Raw genomic sequence first — 16,912 nt, 5'->3', positions numbered from 1 at the left:
GGTCGTCTGAACGTCCTAGAAGGCCCGCCCCCTCCAGGGGCGGGCCTTCGGTATCCGCTACCGCTTCCGCCGCGCCGTCCCGAAGATCGACCGGCTGATCTCCCGCCCCAGCTGCGTCCCGATCGACCGCGCCAGCGACTTGAAGACCCCGCTCCCCACCACCTGCTGCGCGAGCGACGCGTCCTCCTTCTTCGAAGGGGCAGGCGTCGCCTTCTCAGCCTTCGCCACCTTCTCAGCCTCCGCCGCCTCCGCGGCCCGCACCGCCGCGGCCTCCGCCGCCTGCTGCTCCGCCGTCAGCTTCTCGTACGCCGACTCCCGGTCGACCGCCTCCGCGTACCGCCCCCACAGCAGCGACCCCTTCACCGCCGCGTCGAGGGCGGCCGCGTCGATCGGCCCCATCAGGGACTCCGGCGCCCGCAGCCGCGTCGCCGCGACCGGCGTCGGCGCGCCCGTCTCGCTGAGCACGGTGATCACCGCCTCGCCCGTCCCGAGACCGGTCAGAACCTCCTCCAGGTCGTAAGGGGAGTTCGGGAACGTCCGTACCGTCGCCTTCAGCGCCTTCGCGTCGTCCGGGGTGAACGCCCGCAGCGCGTGCTGCACCCGGTTGCCGAGCTGCGCGAGCACGTCCCCCGGCACGTCCTTCGGGGTCTGCGTCACGAAGAAGACGCCGACGCCCTTCGAGCGGATCAGCCGCACGGTCTGCGTGATCGACTCCAGGAACGCCTTCGACGCCCCGTTGAAGAGCAGGTGCGCCTCGTCGAAGAAGAAGACCAGCTTCGGCTTCTCCAGGTCCCCGACCTCCGGCAGGTCGCCGTACAGATCCGCCAGCATCCACATCAGGAACGTCGAGAAGAGCTGCGGCTTGTCCTGCACCGCGGGCAGCTCCAGTACGGAGACCATCCCGCGCCCGTCGGCCGCGGTCCGCAGGAACTCGGCCGTGTCGAACTCCGGCTCCCCGAAGAACCCGCCGGCGCCCGCCTGCTCGAACGCGGTGATCGAACGCAGGATCACCCCGGCCGTCACCGTCGAGAGGCCGCCGATCCCATTCAGCTCCGGCTTGCCCACGTCCGACACGAGGAAGGCGATCACCGCCCGCAGATCCTTCAGGTCCACCAGCTCCAGACCCTTCTGGTCCGCGTAGTGGAAGATCAGCCCGAGCGACTGCTCCTGCGTCTGGTTGAGCTGGAGCACCTTCGACAGCAGGACGGGCCCAAAGCTGGTCACCGTGGCCCGTACGGGAATCCCCGGACCGACCCCGCCGAGCCCGTAGAACTCACAAGGGAAGCCGGTCGCCACCCACTCCTGCCCCACCTGTCCCGCCCGCTCCCGGACCTTCTCGCCGTCCGCGCCCGGCGCCGAGATCCCCGAGACGTCCCCCTTGATGTCGGCGAGGAAGACCGGCACCCCGTTCGCGGACAGCTGCTCGGCGATGAGCTGGAGCGTCTTCGTCTTGCCGGTGCCGGTCGCGCCGGCGACCAGACCGTGCCGGTTGAGCATCGGGAGCGGGATGCGGATACGCGCGTCCGGGTGACATTCGCCGTCCCACAGCAGGGCGCCCAGTTCCAGCGCGGGCCCCGAGAAGGCGTACCCCGCCGCGATCTCGCCGGTCGGAGACTGCTCACTCACGCTCATGACAGGACCCCTAGTTCCCGAATTGTCACGGATTGCCCCAGCATCCCACCGGCTCCGCGTGGCTGCGCCGGGAGCCGCTCGCCCGGTAGGCTTTCCGTGTGATCTTCAAGCGCATCGGACAAGGCAAGCCGTATCCCGACCACGGCCGGGAAAGCACCCGGCAGTGGGCGGACGTCGCCCCGCGCCCGGTCCGCCTCGATCAGCTGGTCACCACCAAGGGCCAGCTGGACCTGGAGACGCTGCTCGCCGAGGACTCGACCTTCTACGGCGACCTCTTCGCGCACGTCGTGAAGTGGCGGGGCGACCTCTACCTCGAGGACGGGCTGCACCGCGCGGTGCGCGCGGCGCTCCAGCAGCGACAGGTGCTGCACGCCCGCGTCCTGGAGATGGACTGACGCGGTCCTGCGTCTCCCCGCACGGCCCGCCGTTCGGACCGCTGCCCGACGCGCCGTCCCAACCCCTGCGCGACGCGCCGTCCCACCGCTGCACGGCCCCGCCGTTGCACCCCTGCGCGACGCGCCGTTCTGACCCTTTCGGGGGCTACGCCCGTCCATCCGGACGCGATCACATGATCGTCAAGTATCCAACGCCGACGGACGGCATTACGCTGCGTCCATGAGCATGCTCACTCCCCCAGGAATGGGCGGAAAGTACCGCATCACGGGGGACAAGTACCCCCGCATGCGCCGCCCTCGCCGCCGGCGCAGGATCGTCCTGGCGGCCGGAGCCGCCGTGGTCGTGCTCGGCGCGGCCGGTTGGGGAACGCTGCAGCTCGTCGACGTGTTCTCCGGCGGCAGCGGAGACGACACGAAGACCACCGCCGGCCGGGGCGCCGACTGCAAGCCGGTCGTACCGCTGGCGACGGGCACGCCCGTGGCCGCCTTCCCCAAGCCCGCGCAGATCACCGTGAACGTCTACAACGCGACCCCGCGCAGCGGCCTCGCGAAGACGACCGCCGACGAACTCAAGAAGCGCGGCTTCGTCATCGGCAAGGTCGGCAACGCCCCCGCCGCGTACGACAAGAAGGTCCCCGGCGCCGGGCTACTGCTCGGCGGCCCGGGGGCGACGAAGGGCGCGTTCCCCGTCCTCGGCACCCAACTGAAGGACGCCCCGACGAAGACGGACCCACGCGCGACGGCGGACGTGGACCTGATCATCGGTACGGCCTTCAAGACCCTGGACCCGAAAGCAACGGCGGACGCGGCCCTGACGGCTCTGAACAAGCCCAAGCCCGCGCCCGCCGCGAAGTGCTGAAGGAACTGAAGGAACTGGTGGATCCGGCCGACTAGTCGGCGGAGCCGTACATCCGGTCGCCCGCGTCGCCGAGGCCCGGGACGATGTAGCCGTGCTCGTTGAGGCGCTCGTCGACCGAGGCCGTCACGACGGTCACCGGCGTGCCCGCCAGCTCGCGCTCCATGATCTCGACGCCCTCCGGGGCGGCGAGGAGCACGACGGCGGTGACGTCGTCGGCGCCGCGCTTGATCAGCTCGCGGATCGCGGCGACGAGCGTGCCGCCGGTCGCCAGCATCGGGTCCAGGACGTACACCTGGCGGCCCGAGAGGTCCTCCGGCATCCGCGTCGCGTAGGTCGACGCCTCCAGCGTCTCCTCGTTGCGGATCATGCCGAGGAAGCCGACCTCGGCGGTCGGGAGGAGCCGGACCATGCCGTCGAGCATGCCGAGACCGGCGCGGAGGATCGGGACCACCAGCGGCCGCGGGTACGACAGCTTCACACCGGTCGTCGGCGTGACGGGGGTCTCGATGTCGACCTGCTCGGTCCGCACGTCCCTGGTGGCCTCGTAGGCGAGCAGGGTGACCAGCTCGTCGGCGAGCCGGCGGAAGGTCGGGGAGTCCGTGCGCTTGTCGCGCAGCGTGGTGAGCTTGTGGGCGACCAGCGGGTGATCGACGACGTGGAGACGCATGACTCCAACAGTAGCCCGCGGTGGCATCAACCCATGCCGTGGAGGGAAGGTGGGGGCAAGGACCAAGTCGTGGGGTGGTGGCCCATGCCCGATCCGGAAGACCCGGCGGACGTACGGGGCGGCGAGACGCCGCCCGAGACGGACGCGGAGCGCCGTAGGCGCCGCGCCCAGTTCCTGCGCGAGCTGCACGAGGCGAAGGCGCTGCGCGACCGCGTGCAGCCCCGGCGCGCGCGGGCGGCAAGGATGCGCCAGGCCATGCGGATGAGGACCTTCCGCTGGTGACGGCGACGGCGCCCGGCACCACGCGCGCGCCGCCCGTGCGCCGGGGCCGTGCGCCGGGAAGGCGCGCCGGGTTCGCACGCCCACCGTCGGCGTGTCGTTCAGACTGATGCACGACGCAAGAGCCGAAGACCTCTCCTGAAGCCGCTGTTTCTGCCACGATGCCGATTGGGCGGGGCATCAGGAGCGCCTCGCCGGATCGTCAATCCTCTGATCAGTGGGAGAGTCACGGTGTACTTCGCCGCACTGCTCGCGCGCACCGAAGACGGGTGGGAAGCGAGCGACACAGAGCTCGACGATGTGGAGACCCTGTCCGATCTGATCGACCTGGCCCGCGAGGCCTCGGTCGACGACGACACGGTGATCGTCTTCATCGAGCAGGAGGACGCCTGGTTCGGCGTGCTCAGGATCGAGGGCGAGGAAGACCCTCGCATCTACGTCTCGGACGGCGCGGCCGCCGCCCGCTCCTCGTACGGGGAGATCCTGACCAAGGAGATCCTCGGGGACGACCAGGACGACGCCGACACCCTGGACGACCTGAACCTCGACGGCACCGAGGACGGCGAGCCGCTCGACCGGGACGACGAGGACGACGAGGCCGGTGCGTCCGACGACGCCGTACCCGCCGAGCCGGTCGGCGACCGGCTGATCCTCGCGGACCTCGGCATGTCCGAGAGCCAGCTCCAGGAGCTCGACAGCGACGCGCTCGGCGAGATCGCGGACGCGCTGGGCGCCTCGGACGTTCTGGAGACCGTCCGCTAGTGACCGAAGCAGTACCCGACCCGGTACCCGCCCCCGACTCCGTACCCACCCCGACCCCCAGTCCGACCCTCAGTCCGACCCCCGCCCCCGCTGTGGCTGATCCCGCCGCCGATCCCGTACGGGATCCCTGGCGGGAGCCCATGCGGCTCGCGCTCGCCGAGGCCGACCGCGCCGCGCTGGCCGGTGACGTACCGGTCGGCGCGGTCGTGCTGTCCCCGGACGGCACGGTCCTCGCCGTCGGCCACAACGAGCGCGAGGCGACGGGCGACCCGACCGCCCACGCCGAGGTCCTGGCCCTGCGCCGGGCCGCGGCGGCGACCGGCGAGTGGCGGCTGACCGGCTGCACGCTCGTCGTGACCCTGGAGCCCTGCGTGATGTGCGCCGGCGCACTCGTGCAGTCCAGGGTCGACCGGCTGGTGTTCGGCGCGCTCGACGAGAAGGCGGGCGCGACCGGTTCGCTCTGGGACCTCGTCCGGGACCGCCGCCTCAACCACCGTCCCGAGGTGATCCAGGGCGTCCTCGGCGAGGAGTGCTCCGCCCAGCTCACGGCCTTCTTCCGAACCCGCTGACCTGCGGATCGATATGGATTTCATCGCAGCGGCATCTTTGGGCTAAGCTCTCTCTCGGTAGCGTGTCCGAGCGGCCGAAGGAGCTCGCCTCGAAAGCGAGTGTGGCGCAAGTCACCGAGGGTTCAAATCCCTCCGCTACCGCTTCGATCGAAGGGCCTGGTGCGATGCACCGGGCCCTTCGGCGTATCCGGGCACGGTGTGGCTGCGATACACCGATACGACAGAAGGCCCCGGCCACGCGTGTGCGCGCGGCCGGGGCCTTCTTCGTCGGACGGGGGGAGCGGCATCGGGGGGACAAGCCGCTCCCCCCGATGAGAACCGGTCCTGCAAGTCCAGCGCCGCAGTCAGGGGGGAAGCTCGCGGCGCGGACCCCGCAGTGAGGGCCGGTTCCTCGGCCCGTCGGATTCCTGCCAGATCCGCCGGGCTCGACATCCATACTGCTCTGCCGTCACCCTTCCGGGGGCGGCAAAAGGCCCCGATTCCCGGGCCCTTGGTCCATAAAGGTCCGGTGAAGTGGCTGAAGTGGCTCCGTTAGACTCACGCGTCCACGCAGGGGTCGCAGACAGGGGAGGGCGCGGCAGATGGCGCAAGCGAAGAAGGTCGCGCTGTACGCGGTGGTGGTCTTCGTGCTCTACACGATCATCAATTCCCCGGACAGGGCCGCCGATCTCGTCCAGGTAGGGTTCGAGGGCATATCGTCCGCCGCACAGGGCGTCGGCGAGTTCATGACCGAACTCGTCAACTAGAACCACCGACGAGGAGTCCTGCTGTGATCCGCCATCTGGTCCTGTTCAAGCTCAACGAGGGCATCGCGAAGGACGACCCGCGCGCCCTGGCCGCCGCCGAGGCGTTCGACGGGCTGGAGAAGCAGATCCCGGAGCTGGCGTTCTGGGAGTGCGGCTGGAACATCAGCGGGCGCCCGATCGCGTACGACTTCGCCATCAACTCGGCGGTCGAGGACCCCGATGCGCTCCAGCGCTACCTGGAGCACCCCGCCCACCAGGCGGGTGTCGCCCTGTGGCGTGAGATCGCCACGTGGGTGATCGCGGACTACGCGTACTAGAGCGCGCCCCCGATCCAAGTTCCGGAAGGCCCCCCGCCGTCATGGCGGGGGGCCTTCCGGCTGTCGGCATCTGCCGCGACGCCGTCAACACGTGGTTAGGCGGTGCTTGCACACAGTGGACATGTCTTGTGATGCTATGACCGCTTTTGACGGATGAGTTGACCGTAGTTGACCAGCAAAAGGGGTGGCGTGAACGTGCCGGCCAGTACAGCGCCTCAGGTCCCGCCCCAGAACGAGGTCGGTGGCCCGGACACCGCGCGCCCCCGGCCAGAGAACAAGCAGCCGGAGAACCAGCGGTCGGAGAGCCAGCAGCCGGAGAACCAGCAGCCACAGCCTCGCCAGAACCCCCAGCCCCACCGCCCCCAGAGCACCCGCCCCCCGAGCACCCGCGGCGCCGACACCCGCGCCCTGACCCAGGTGCTCTTCGGGCAGCTCAAGGAGCTTGAGCCGGGCACCCCCGAACACGACCGCGTACGCGGGGCGCTGATCGAGGCCAACCTCCCGCTCGTGCGGTACGCGGCCGCCCGCTTCCGCTCCCGTAACGAGCCGATGGAGGACGTCGTCCAGGTCGGCACCATCGGGCTCATCAACGCCATCGACCGCTTCGACCCGGACCGGGGCGTACAGTTCCCGACCTTCGCGATGCCCACCGTCGTCGGCGAGATCAAGCGGTACTTCCGCGACAACGTCCGCACCGTGCACGTACCGCGCCGGCTCCACGAACTCTGGGTCCAGGTCAACGGCGCCACCGAGGACCTCACCACCGCCCACGGCCGCTCCCCCACCACCGCGGAGATCGCCGAGCGCCTGAAGATCGGCGAGGACGAGGTGCTGGCCTGCATCGAGGCCGGCCGCTCGTACCACGCCACCTCCCTGGAGGCGGCCCAGGAGGGCGACGGACTGCCCGGCCTCCTCGACCGGCTCGGCTACGAGGACCCGGCCCTCGCCGGCGTCGAACACCGCGACCTCGTACGGCATCTGCTCGTACAGCTGCCCGAGCGCGAGCAGCGCATCCTGATGCTCCGCTACTACAGCAACCTGACGCAGTCCCAGATCAGCCAGGAGCTCGGCGTCTCACAGATGCATGTGTCAAGGCTCCTCGCCCGGAGCTTCGCCCGTTTGAGATCCGCAAACAGGATCGAAGCGTAGCTGGAACGGGTAGACCGGTTCGGAGTAGTTCTACGGCACCCCAAATGCCGTACACCCCTTGTTTCCTGCGGATATTCACCCACGTCATGTCGACAAGTCACTACAGCGTGTTGCCGACATGTGACATTCTGCTGGAACCGCGTTTGCCGCAGCCCCGCCTCCGGTATTCAGGTGGAGGCTGCGTTCCTCCGATGGTCGTGGCCGCCGCGACCGTCCGCGACCTCAAGGGGGTGGCATGTCCGCAGAACAGGGCAGCTCGAAGGTGCTCACGCTCACGCCCGCGGCGACGCCGGTATCGATGTCCGAAGTGATGTCCGAGACGATGCCCGCATCGATGCCCGTGTCGATGCCAGTCCAGCCGTCGGCGGAGACCGTCGAGGCCCCCGCGTCGATCACGCCGATCGCGCCGATCGTCGTCACGTCGGAAGCCATCGACACCCGCACGCTCTCCCGCTCCCTGTTCGTCCGGCTGCGCGCACTTGACGACGCGGGCACGGCGGCGGACAGCCCCGAGCGGATGTACGTCCGCGACACCCTGATCGAGCTCAACCTGCCCCTCGTCCGGTACGCGGCGGCCCGCTTCCGCTCCCGCAACGAGCCGATGGAGGACATCGTCCAGGTCGGCACGATCGGCCTGATCAAGGCGATCGACCGGTTCGACTGCGAACGCGGCGTGGAGTTCCCGACGTTCGCGATGCCGACCGTCGTCGGCGAGATCAAGCGCTTCTTCCGCGACACCTCCTGGTCGGTCCGCGTCCCGCGCCGGCTCCAGGAGCTGCGCCTCGCCCTCACCAAGGCCAGCGACGAGCTCGCCCAGAAGCTCGACCGCTCCCCGACCGTCCCCGAACTCGCCGCCGTACTGGGAGTGTCCGAGGAGGACGTCGTCGACGGCCTCGCGGTCGGCAACGCGTACACCGCCTCCTCGCTCGACTCCCCGTCCCCGGAGGACGACGGCGGCGAGGGCTCCCTCGCGGACCGCCTCGGCTACGAGGACACGGCCCTGGAGGGCGTCGAGTACCGCGAGTCCCTGAAGCCGCTCCTCGCCAAACTCCCGCCCCGCGAACGGCAGATCATCATGCTGCGGTTCTTCGCCAACATGACCCAGTCGCAGATCGGCGAGGAGGTCGGCATCTCCCAGATGCACGTCTCGCGCCTCCTGACGCGGACGCTGGCACAGCTCCGCCAGGGCCTGATCGCCGACTGATCACCAACGGGCGGGCGCCCGGGCCAAATTCGGGAATCGCATTCCCAACTGACATCCCGTCAGCAAGACTGCCGCCATGCGGCGACAGAGGTCACTCCTGACAGTGGTCGCGCTCTGCCTGGGCGGAGCGCTGACCGCGTGCGGCAGCGGTAGCGACGACGAGGGCTACGCGGCGGTCGGCGCGGGCTCCTCCCCGAAGGGCGCGGTCGCCCCGTCGGGATCGGTCACGCTGATCCCCCTGGACGGCACGCCGTCCCCGACGACGACGGGCACGACATCGAGCACGTCGTCCCCGTCCCCCCGCCCACCGGGCACGACACCGGCGCCGGGCCCGACTCCGTCTCCGACTTCGGCTCCGACTCCGGGGAGCACGGACGCCCCGGACAGGACGACCCCCCAACCCCCACCCGCGACCCGGACACCGGCACCCCCGCCCCGCACGGCGACGGCCCCCGCTCCAGGCACGACCGCCCCACCCCCACCCACAACTCCGGCCCCACCGACAACCCCCGCCACCCTCACGCTCTCGGCCCCGGTACTCACGGACGCGGACAAGCGCTGGTGCGAGCAGGTCACGATGACCTTCCGCAACACGGGCGGCGCGGCGGCCACTTCGGGGACGGTCACCTTCGCGACGCACATCATCGGCGCGCTGGGCGTCGACTGGGCGACGATCGAGTCCGCCCAACCGCTGCCGACACCTATCGCCCCGGGGGCGGCGCGGACGCATACGTACACGGTCTGCGTGGACTCCTGGCGGGTCCCGCTCGGCATGCGGGTCGACACCCAGAAGGTCACGGCGACGTGGAAGTGACGGGGTGGGCCGCACTCCGATGCCGCCGCATCAGCACATTGGCGTCGGTCTCACCACTCCAGTCGAACCGCTCCCGGGCCTCGGCCCTCTGGGCAGCGAGGGCCCCACACTCGGCACACCCCGGTACGGGCACGGGCGGCCGGCTCATCTCGTACTCCACCCCCGCCCGCTCGTTGACGGCCCGCACCTCGGCGCTCAGCCGCTCGGCCGCCGTCGCGGGCCTCACCTGCGCCGGGTCGGCCTGCCACTCCCTCCCGCCCCCGACGGGCCGCAGCATGGCGTACGGCCCCGCCTCACCCCGGTACTCCCCGACCCTGCGCGCCTCGGGGTCGTAGACGAACCCACCGCACTCCCTCTGCCCTGCCATTCCTCAACTCCTCAGCTCCTCACCCGATCGGGCGACTACTCTCTGTGCGCTCAGCGTTGCTCAATGGAAGGTGCGGCCACAACGCTCGACGCGTGCCAAGGGCCACTGTCACGAGGGGGTTTGGAGTGACCCAGCGAAACGCGAGGGCCAGCACGGAGGCCGCGACGACGGCGGAGGTCTTCGGCGAACTCCTCCGCCACTACCGCGAGGCAGCAGGCCTCACCCAGGACCGCCTGGCCCGCCTCATCCACTGCGACCGCTCCCAGGTCGCCCGCGTGGAAGCGGCGAAGCGCGTCCCGACGGACACCTTCGCCAAGGCGTGCGACGAGGCCCTGGGGACGGGTGGGGTGCTGCCGCGGCTGTGGGGGCGGATCAACTGGTACCCGCAGGTGGAGCATCCGGACTGGTTCGAGCGGCGGGCGGAGATGGACGCCAAGGCCGTCATCCTGCGGGAGTACCAGGTGCACATCGTGCCGGGCCTGTTGCAGACCCCGGAGTACGCCCATGCTCTGTTCTCCCGGGCGACGACGGGAGTGGAACTGGAGGAGAGGGTCCGCGCCAGGCTGAGCCGCCAGCAGCGCTTCCTCTCGGCGGACGGCCCCCTGTACACGGTCGTACTGGACGAAAGCTGCCTCCGCACCGTCATCGGGGGCGCGGACATCATGCGCGCGCAGTGCGCCCACCTGCTGGACGTGAGCGAGCTCCCCAACGTCTTCGTACAGATCGCACCGGCGCGAGACCACGGCCTCCACCGTCCGAACACGTCGTTGTCACTGATCAAGCTGCCCGACGGGCACGACTGGGTCTATTCGGAGTCGCTCGACAGCGGTCACTTCAGCGACGATCCATCCGTCTTGTTACGGCACACCCAGACCTATGATGGGCTGAGGGCGGATGCACTGTCCGCCCGCGAAACCGCCGCTCTGATAAGCGACTTGATCGAAGGGTACGGGCATCATGGACAGGCACGATCTGGGTCCCGCGACGTGGATCAAGAGCAGCTACAGCGGAGACAACGGCGGCAACTGCCTCGAAGTCGCCCCAGGATTCCCCGACCTCGTCCCCGTACGTGACAGCAAGACTCCCGAAGGGCCGTCGCTCGTGTTCGAGCGCAGGGCCTGGGAGTCGTTCGTGGGGTCGCTGTGAAGGCGAGGGCCCTGTCGATCGGGCTGCACCCCCGCGCACTGGACTACAGCGCCATGCCTGCCGGTGTCGACGAGGCGTCGCTGACCGCGCGGATCGAAGCCGGGATGGCCGCGGTGCGGGAGGCGGGGTTCGATGTCGCGACCTGCCTGATCGACACCGACCCCGACCTCGCCGAGGCGGCTGTGCGGGAGCAGCTCAAGGGTGGGGAGTTCGGGGTGGCGATGATCGGTGGTGGCGTACGGATGATGCCCGAGCACACCTTGCTGTTCGAGCGGCTCGTGAACGTCCTCACCGAGGCCGTGCCCGGCATCCGGCTGTGCTTCAACACCTCGCCGGAGACCACGGTCGACGCGCTGCGGCGCTGGATCGAGCCCATCGAGCCCTAGGCCGAGTTGCCGTGTTCGGGAAGCCGGCCACCCGGGGGCACGTACCGCGTCCGGCCGTTCCGGTCCGTCGTGGGCACGAAGCCGGCGGCCTTCAGTTGGGCGCTGTAGGTGACGACGTGGCGTCGGCTGATGACCAGCAAGGGGGCGAACAGGGCGGTGGCCGAGCCGAGCGTGATGGCGGTGATGGTGATGAAGCCGGTTGTGTCCTGGCCGAACCGTATGCCGAGCGCGAGCGCGATCATCGTGACGGGGATGGTGACGAGCAGCAGCCGCTGGCGGTCGGAGAGCCGGCGGTTGAGGTCCAAGGTCATCCGGGCCTTGAGCAGGCGGTGCGCCTCGGGGACGAGTGGCGGCAGCGAGCCGCCGTCTCGCGCGTGCGGGTACCGGGTCCGGTTCGCCGCGGCCAGTGCTTGAGCCTGAGGGCTGGGGTCCGGCACGAGCGAGATCTGGAACCCGGCTCTGCCGACCTGTGCCAGGTCCTCGTAGGCGTAACCGAATTGCTCCGCGACGAAGGCGAGTCGGGTGAGCTTCTTGAAGCTTCCCGCCGTGGAGACGGTGAGCTTGACCGGCTCACCGCTCTCCATCAGACGAAGCATCTTCTGCGCTTGAGTCGTACGCATGGGTACCCCCGGTCGTCATGCGCCTCGATCGATGAGACTGACGCCGCTTGATCAACGCCAGTTCCCGCGGCTGACTGACCGTTCCTCGCTCAGGCGAGGATCAGCGCGGCGACCGCCGGGGCCGCGTACATCAGGGGCCAGGCGACGTGGGGGTACTGGCGGGCGCGGATCACGGTGATGACGGCGCCGGTGAAGTACAGGATGACGCCGATGCCGGCCGCGAGGCCGATCGCGGGGACCCAGAGGCCGACGACGAGGCCCGCGGCGCCGGCAGCCTTGGCGAGTCCGAGCCAGGTCCACCAGGTGGTGGGGACGCCGTACTCGGTGAGGGGCTGGGTGACCCAGGGGGCCTTGATGAAGATCGAGAGCGCCGAGAAGCCGACCATGAAGGCGGCAACGGCGGTGACGACGATGTAGGTGGTGGTCATGGCGGGCTCCTGGGTCAGTCAGTCAGTCGTTCGCGGGCGCTCTTCGCTCGCACACCGCACTGACGGAACGCACCGCACACGTGTGACAGGTCCAGCGGAACTTTTTCTGACCGACCTCCGCGAGCCTCTGGTGTGGCCGCCCTCTCTCCGAGTGTGGCGGGTGGAGGCGGCGCCTCAAGGGCGCTCCTCCGTCGCGACTGGCCTGGCGGCGCCGACGGGCCACGCAAGCGGAGTGAGCAAGCAAGCCCTCCGGCTTGGTGTCCCATCGTCACGTACCACCGAACCTGCGCTCCTTCTCGTGACCAGAGCCACAGGTCCTCGAACCGCCGCTCTGGCGGCCCGGCATCGTGCCCGGCGAGTGGCTCCCGGTGGGTAGTGGGAAGGCCTCGCCAACGGGGTCGGGGCAGGAACTCGCCCCTCGAACCGCTGCTGCGGCAGCCGGACTTCGTGGTGGCTGTGGCTCGCGACGGATGGTGAGGGAAGCCCTGGGCGGTGGGGGTTGGTGCAGGCACACCCCGGATCACCCTCCAGCGGCCGGACTTCGTGCCCGGCTAGTCACTCCAGAGGGGCGGCGGGGAAAGCCTCGCCGATGAGAGTCAGGGCGGATTGAGGCGGAGGTGGGCCCTCGGATCGCCGCTCAGGCACACATTTCCCCCCGAAGTCGCTTCCCGCGCCCGATATGCCCCGCTTCAGCCATGGCTCGGGTGCGGATACTCGGAGTTCGCTGCACTTAGGGCGCGCCGGGCGGGCGCAGGCCGCCCTTTCGCCCGCGCGGCTGCCGCCGCCAGGTACCTAGGACCCACCGGGAGTGGTCGGCGGGGCATGAAGCCCGACCGAACGGCAACCGCCAGACGCTGAGCCGCTGCCGTCACCGCCCCACGCCACCACCGCGCACCCCCGGGCCAACCAGCACCAACTCACCCGCCCCCGCCGCGAACCGAGCCCCCACCCACCGGACGGCGCCCGCCCCGCGACCGAAGCGATACCCGGCCCCTCATCCACCGGGAGCAAGGAACTCGCCCCGCCCGGCCAATCCCCGAGCCCCAACCCACCGGGCCGCAGGCCGCCCCCGCACCGCAGCGATCCCCGGCCCCCACCCCACCGGGCGCAAGGGACTCGCCCCGCCCAGCCAATCCCCAAGCCCCCACCCACCGGGCAGCGGCCGCCCCCACGACCGGAGCGATACCCGGACCCCACCCCACCGGGCGCAAGAGACTCGCCCCGCCCAGCCAATCCCCAAGCCCCCACCCACCGGGCGGCAGCCGCTCCCACGACCGGAGCGATACCCGGACCCCACCCCACCGGGCCGCAGGCCGCCCCCACGACCGAAGCAATTCCCGGCCCCCCACCCACCGGGCCGCAGGCCGCCCCCGCCACCGCAGCGATCCCCGGCCTTCCCGGTGGCCACGCCCCCCGGCCGCCCCCCGAGCAAAAGCAGGCGACCGCAGGGAGCGCCCTTGACGCACCACCGGAGGTCGCCACACTCAGAACGAGGGCGGCCGAACCAGAAACCCGCCAGACCCCCCGACCACGACCGGCAAGGAGACCCCCAGCCCCCGAGGCCCCGGAACACGACCCGCCCAGAGACCCGCCGCCCACGAACGGCCCGGAACCCGACCCGCACCGAGACCCACAGCCCACAAAAGGCGCCCGCCTCGTGCAGGCCCAGGCACCTAGAGTCGCCCCCGTGGCCGATCTCTCGTACCTTGTCGCCGTCCGGGAGTCGTATGACACCGTGGCCGCCGCCTACGCCGACATCGTTCCGCCGCCGGCGCGGCTGGATCCGGTGTCGCGCGGGATGTTGGAGGCGTTCGCCGAGGTCGTAGGGAACGCCCGGCTCGGGGCCGTTGCCGATGTGGGGTGCGGGCCCGGGAAGGTGACCGCGTACCTGGACGAGCGCGGGGTGGGCGACGTGCTCGGGGTGGACCTGTCCGCCGCGATGGTCGGGCAGGCCCGTCGGGCGTACCCGCGGCTGCCGTTCGTCGTCGGGTCGATGACCGCGCTGCCCGTCGCGGACGGCACACTGGGTGGCGTACTCGCCTACTACTCCACGCACCACACACCACCGGAGGAACTGCCAACCGTCTTCGGGGAGTTCCATCGCGCGCTCGCACCCGGTGGGCAGCTGATGCTCGCCGGGCATGTGGGAGACCGGGACGGAGACGGTGAGCGGCTCCGGCCGACGGAGGCGTACTGCGGGCTACCCGTGTCGTACACCTCGTACCTCCTCCCGCCCGAGCGGATCGCCGAACTCCTCCGTCGGGCCGGTTTCGTGCTCACCGCGCGGCTGACTCAGGAGCCCGGGGAGGGGGCCAGGAGGAGGTCCGGGACCTTCTTCGCCCGGAAGCCTGACGGATCTTGAGGATCTTGAGGCACGGAGGCGCGCCTGGCGCTCACATGCCGGGGATGTCGTAGCCCGGGGATGGATGCTGGCGAGGGGTCCACCACTCGGTGAGGCCCCACACCCCGAGCGCCAGCGCGGCCAGGGCCGCGACCATCGCGGCCCAGGGCGGGACCCGCCTGATGGCCAAGGCCCACGTGATGACCGGCACCAGCCCGCCGCCGAGCAGGATGAGCGGCAGGTCGACGAAGAGCACGGTCAGGTCGCGGGCATGGCTCTCGAATCCGCCGTCGATACTGAACGCGGCCCGTGGCGCCCAGACCACCAGCCCGATCGCGGCGCCGAGGACGGCGAGAACGGGCCTGACTTCCCGGCGCTCACCCTTCGACTTCATACCGGCCTGGACGCGGCGGCTCGACACACGGTTGCGGAGGCCGGTTGCGGAGGCCGGCAGGCGGTGCGAACTCCCCTTCCTCCGGCCGTGGGAGACACCCCCGTCCCCTCCCCTCCACCTGGGGACCGAAGTTCGCACCGCCTACCGCCTACCGCCTACCGGCCACCGCACCGAACCGCACCGCACCGCACCGCACCGCGCAACTCCCGACGATCAGGACTGCTTCTTGGCCCCAAGCCTGCCCTGGACGTACGTCATCGCCACGACAGAAGCGCCCGTGAACAGGAACTGCCCCCACAGGGCATGAATCACGTAGGCGTCGACCAGCAGGAGGGTGAACGCCCAGACGGCGAAGACGACAGCTCTTGCGTACATGGTGTGCGTGCCAGCCTTACTTGATCTTGGCGGAGAAGCAGGCGGCCAGAGCGCCGACGGTCGCGTTGGCGGTGATCTCCTTCGCCTTCTTGTTGTTGATCCTGCCCAGCGTGAGGGCGGCCGCGCCGGCCACGCCGGCCCGCTTCAGGCACTCCTTGTCCTGGGCCGACAGGTCCTTGCCCTCCAGCTTCTTGCAGTACTTCTCCTTCTCCTTGCCCGAGGCGCTCTTGTCGAAGTAGCACTTCGAGATGGCGTGCTCCTGGATCGGGTCCACCGCGTACGCCGCCGGTGCCGCAACGCCCGCCGCCCCCGCCAGCGCCATCGAAGCAACGACCGTCGCGGCCATGAACTTGATCTTCATGCTCTTACCTGAATCCCCTGCTTCCCGGCGAGGACTCGCGTCTCATACGCGCTGGTCAGAGGCTCACCGGGGTGCCACGAGCATCGTCGGACCAATGGGGTGGAGACTATCCGTCCACCGGCTGGAACCGCCCCCTCCGAACGGATGGTTCGCCTCCCCACACCCCTCCGAACGGATGGTTCGCCTCCCCGCCCCCTGCGCCCGCCGGCCGGCGGCCCTACGCTGGAAATCGGGGAGGCCGCGGACCTCAACGAACGGCGCAGACATGATCAGAGTCGTTGTCATCGACGATGAACCCCTGATACGAGCCGGTCTGCAGCACTCCCTCGGCGACGCGGAGGACATCGACGTCGTCGCGGCCGCCCCGGTCAACGAGGCCGTCGACACCGTCCGGGATCTGGAGCCCCGAGTCGTGCTGCTCGACAGTTGCGACTCCGACGCGCCCCGGCTGTCCGCCGGTTTCGGTTCGGTGAGCGCGCCTCCGACCGTCTGCGTCCTGTCGGCCTCCAACCGGCCCGAACACGTGGCCATCGCCCTGGCAGCGGGCGCGGCGGGTTACGTACGCAAGGACACGCCGCCCGATCGGCTCCCGCCCCTGGTGCGCTTCCTCGACCAGGGCTGGACCATGATGTCGTCCGAGATCAGCGCGCCGGTCGTCACCGCGTTCCTGTCGGACGCCAGCCGGAGCGCGACCGCGGCCGCCGTCGCCCGGCTCTCCCCCCGCGAGCGACAGGTGCTCGTCCTGATGGCCCTGGGGCTGCCCAACTCCGACATCGGGCGCCAACTGCACCTGAGCCTGGGCACGGTGAAGGACCACGTGCGGGCCGTACTCCGCAAGCTCGGGGTGCGGCGGCGCCTCCAGGCCGCCCTCCTCGCCGAGCGGGCCGGGCTCCTCGACGAGCTGCCCTGAGCGACTCCTCGACGAGCTGCCCTGAGCGACCGGGGGCGGGGGGGGGGGGGGGCCCCCCCCCCCCCCCCCCCCCGCGCGCCCCCCCCCCCCCCCCCCCCCCCCCCCCCCCCCCCCCCCCCCCCGCCCCCCCCCCCCCCCCCCCCCCCCCCCCCCCCCACCCCCACAAACAGCCCAGCGGGCAGCCCCCCGGG

Annotated in this window: 22 protein-coding genes, 1 tRNA gene and 1 pseudogene; 16 read left to right on the top strand and 8 right to left on the bottom strand. The window is 70.6% G+C overall.

Going from position 1 to position 16,912, the window contains the following annotated elements:
* Nucleotides 1-57: 57 nt before the first annotated feature.
* Nucleotides 58-1,632 (bottom strand): helicase HerA-like domain-containing protein, encoded by a 1,575-nt coding sequence (locus ACFWRO_RS02625; RefSeq protein ID WP_384503558.1) that lies wholly within the window; start codon nucleotides 1,630-1,632, stop codon nucleotides 58-60.
* Nucleotides 1,633-1,730: 98 nt separating this feature from the next.
* On the opposite strand from ACFWRO_RS02625, the gene ACFWRO_RS02620 reads away from it, so the two are divergent.
* Complete coding sequence (locus tag ACFWRO_RS02620; RefSeq protein WP_315894780.1) at nucleotides 1,731-2,027, top strand: type II toxin-antitoxin system VapB family antitoxin; 297 nt, start codon at nucleotides 1,731-1,733, stop codon at nucleotides 2,025-2,027.
* Between the two features lie 220 nt (nucleotides 2,028-2,247).
* The gene (locus ACFWRO_RS02615) at nucleotides 2,248-2,886 is read left to right on the top strand and encodes a LytR C-terminal domain-containing protein (RefSeq protein ID WP_384503556.1); all 639 of its coding nucleotides are present in this window, start codon (nucleotides 2,248-2,250) and stop codon (nucleotides 2,884-2,886) included.
* Between the two features lie 31 nt (nucleotides 2,887-2,917).
* On the opposite strand, the gene upp is transcribed toward ACFWRO_RS02615, so the two are convergent.
* Nucleotides 2,918-3,553, bottom strand: coding sequence for a uracil phosphoribosyltransferase (upp, locus tag ACFWRO_RS02610; RefSeq protein ID WP_384503554.1), 636 nt, complete (start codon nucleotides 3,551-3,553; stop codon nucleotides 2,918-2,920).
* 84 nt (nucleotides 3,554-3,637) lie between these two features.
* Between upp and ACFWRO_RS02605 the strand changes: the two genes are divergently transcribed.
* From ACFWRO_RS02605 to ACFWRO_RS02565, 9 genes are all read left to right on the top strand, one after another.
* Entirely contained in the window at nucleotides 3,638-3,835 is a 198-nt protein-coding gene (locus tag ACFWRO_RS02605; protein WP_384503552.1) for a hypothetical protein, read from the top strand.
* Between the two features lie 228 nt (nucleotides 3,836-4,063).
* The gene (locus tag ACFWRO_RS02600) at nucleotides 4,064-4,594 is read left to right on the top strand and encodes a hypothetical protein (protein WP_384503550.1); all 531 of its coding nucleotides are present in this window, start codon (nucleotides 4,064-4,066) and stop codon (nucleotides 4,592-4,594) included.
* Nucleotides 4,595-4,734: 140 nt separating this feature from the next.
* On the top strand, nucleotides 4,735-5,163 hold the full coding sequence (gene tadA, locus ACFWRO_RS02595) for a tRNA adenosine(34) deaminase TadA (protein WP_384503744.1): 429 nt from the start codon (nucleotides 4,735-4,737) through the stop codon (nucleotides 5,161-5,163).
* A 56-nt stretch (nucleotides 5,164-5,219) separates the two neighbouring features.
* Nucleotides 5,220-5,304, top strand: a tRNA-Ser gene (locus ACFWRO_RS02590).
* A gap of 440 nt (nucleotides 5,305-5,744) precedes the next feature.
* The gene (locus tag ACFWRO_RS02585) at nucleotides 5,745-5,909 is read left to right on the top strand and encodes a hypothetical protein (RefSeq protein WP_355110869.1); all 165 of its coding nucleotides are present in this window, start codon (nucleotides 5,745-5,747) and stop codon (nucleotides 5,907-5,909) included.
* A 23-nt stretch (nucleotides 5,910-5,932) separates the two neighbouring features.
* Entirely contained in the window at nucleotides 5,933-6,226 is a 294-nt protein-coding gene (locus tag ACFWRO_RS02580) for a Dabb family protein (protein ID WP_384503548.1), read from the top strand.
* Nucleotides 6,227-6,415: 189 nt separating this feature from the next.
* A complete protein-coding gene (locus ACFWRO_RS02575) occupies nucleotides 6,416-7,375 on the top strand; it encodes an RNA polymerase sigma factor SigF (RefSeq protein WP_384503546.1) in 960 nt (319 codons plus the stop codon).
* A gap of 235 nt (nucleotides 7,376-7,610) precedes the next feature.
* Entirely contained in the window at nucleotides 7,611-8,579 is a 969-nt protein-coding gene (locus ACFWRO_RS02570) for an RNA polymerase sigma factor SigF (RefSeq protein WP_384503544.1), read from the top strand.
* Nucleotides 8,580-9,156: 577 nt separating this feature from the next.
* Nucleotides 9,157-9,393, top strand: a complete 237-nt coding sequence (locus tag ACFWRO_RS02565) for a hypothetical protein (protein WP_384503543.1) — start codon at nucleotides 9,157-9,159, stop codon at nucleotides 9,391-9,393.
* Here ACFWRO_RS02565 and ACFWRO_RS02560 read toward each other — a convergent pair.
* Nucleotides 9,374-9,760, bottom strand: a complete 387-nt coding sequence (locus tag ACFWRO_RS02560) for a hypothetical protein (protein ID WP_384503542.1) — start codon at nucleotides 9,758-9,760, stop codon at nucleotides 9,374-9,376. The genes ACFWRO_RS02565 and ACFWRO_RS02560 overlap by 20 nt on opposite strands.
* 125 nt (nucleotides 9,761-9,885) lie before the next feature.
* Between ACFWRO_RS02560 and ACFWRO_RS02555 the strand changes: the two genes are divergently transcribed.
* From ACFWRO_RS02555 to ACFWRO_RS02545, 3 genes and pseudogenes are all read left to right on the top strand, one after another.
* On the top strand, nucleotides 9,886-10,833 hold the full coding sequence (locus tag ACFWRO_RS02555) for a Scr1 family TA system antitoxin-like transcriptional regulator (RefSeq protein ID WP_384503541.1): 948 nt from the start codon (nucleotides 9,886-9,888) through the stop codon (nucleotides 10,831-10,833).
* Nucleotides 10,802-10,906: pseudogene (locus ACFWRO_RS02550) on the top strand (DUF397 domain-containing protein); the annotation flags it as partial. The gene ACFWRO_RS02555 and the pseudogene ACFWRO_RS02550, both read left to right, overlap by 32 nt.
* Entirely contained in the window at nucleotides 10,903-11,292 is a 390-nt protein-coding gene (locus tag ACFWRO_RS02545) for a hypothetical protein (protein ID WP_384503539.1), read from the top strand. The pseudogene ACFWRO_RS02550 and the gene ACFWRO_RS02545, both read left to right, overlap by 4 nt.
* Here the strand turns inward: ACFWRO_RS02545 and ACFWRO_RS02540 are convergent.
* Together ACFWRO_RS02540 and ACFWRO_RS02535 are read right to left on the bottom strand one after the other, a co-directional pair.
* Nucleotides 11,289-11,912, bottom strand: coding sequence for a hypothetical protein (locus ACFWRO_RS02540; protein WP_384503537.1), 624 nt, complete (start codon nucleotides 11,910-11,912; stop codon nucleotides 11,289-11,291). The two genes, ACFWRO_RS02545 and ACFWRO_RS02540, sit on opposite strands and share 4 nt — an antisense overlap.
* Nucleotides 11,913-12,001: 89 nt before the next feature.
* Nucleotides 12,002-12,340, bottom strand: a complete 339-nt coding sequence (locus tag ACFWRO_RS02535) for a DoxX family protein (protein WP_384503536.1) — start codon at nucleotides 12,338-12,340, stop codon at nucleotides 12,002-12,004.
* A gap of 1,687 nt (nucleotides 12,341-14,027) precedes the next feature.
* On the opposite strand from ACFWRO_RS02535, the gene ACFWRO_RS02530 reads away from it, so the two are divergent.
* Nucleotides 14,028-14,702, top strand: coding sequence for a class I SAM-dependent methyltransferase (locus ACFWRO_RS02530; RefSeq protein ID WP_384503534.1), 675 nt, complete (start codon nucleotides 14,028-14,030; stop codon nucleotides 14,700-14,702).
* 31 nt (nucleotides 14,703-14,733) lie between these two features.
* Here the strand turns inward: ACFWRO_RS02530 and ACFWRO_RS02525 are convergent, their stop codons facing one another.
* From ACFWRO_RS02525 to ACFWRO_RS02515, 3 genes are all read right to left on the bottom strand, one after another.
* Entirely contained in the window at nucleotides 14,734-15,075 is a 342-nt protein-coding gene (locus ACFWRO_RS02525; protein WP_384503533.1) for a hypothetical protein, read from the bottom strand.
* A gap of 213 nt (nucleotides 15,076-15,288) precedes the next feature.
* Nucleotides 15,289-15,450, bottom strand: coding sequence for a hypothetical protein (locus ACFWRO_RS02520; RefSeq protein ID WP_384503532.1), 162 nt, complete (start codon nucleotides 15,448-15,450; stop codon nucleotides 15,289-15,291).
* 16 nt (nucleotides 15,451-15,466) lie between these two features.
* Entirely contained in the window at nucleotides 15,467-15,811 is a 345-nt protein-coding gene (locus tag ACFWRO_RS02515) for a hypothetical protein (protein WP_384503530.1), read from the bottom strand.
* 265 nt (nucleotides 15,812-16,076) lie between these two features.
* On the opposite strand from ACFWRO_RS02515, the gene ACFWRO_RS02510 reads away from it, so the two are divergent.
* A complete protein-coding gene (locus ACFWRO_RS02510; RefSeq protein WP_384503528.1) occupies nucleotides 16,077-16,721 on the top strand; it encodes a response regulator transcription factor in 645 nt (214 codons plus the stop codon).
* Nucleotides 16,722-16,912 lie beyond the last annotated feature (191 nt).

This window comes from Streptomyces sp. NPDC058579 (genome assembly GCF_042718575.1).
In the GTDB taxonomy this organism is placed as follows: domain Bacteria; phylum Actinomycetota; class Actinomycetes; order Streptomycetales; family Streptomycetaceae; genus Streptomyces.
The sequence above is the reverse complement of the archived record's forward strand: the minus strand, read 5'-3'. Positions and strand labels throughout refer to the sequence as shown.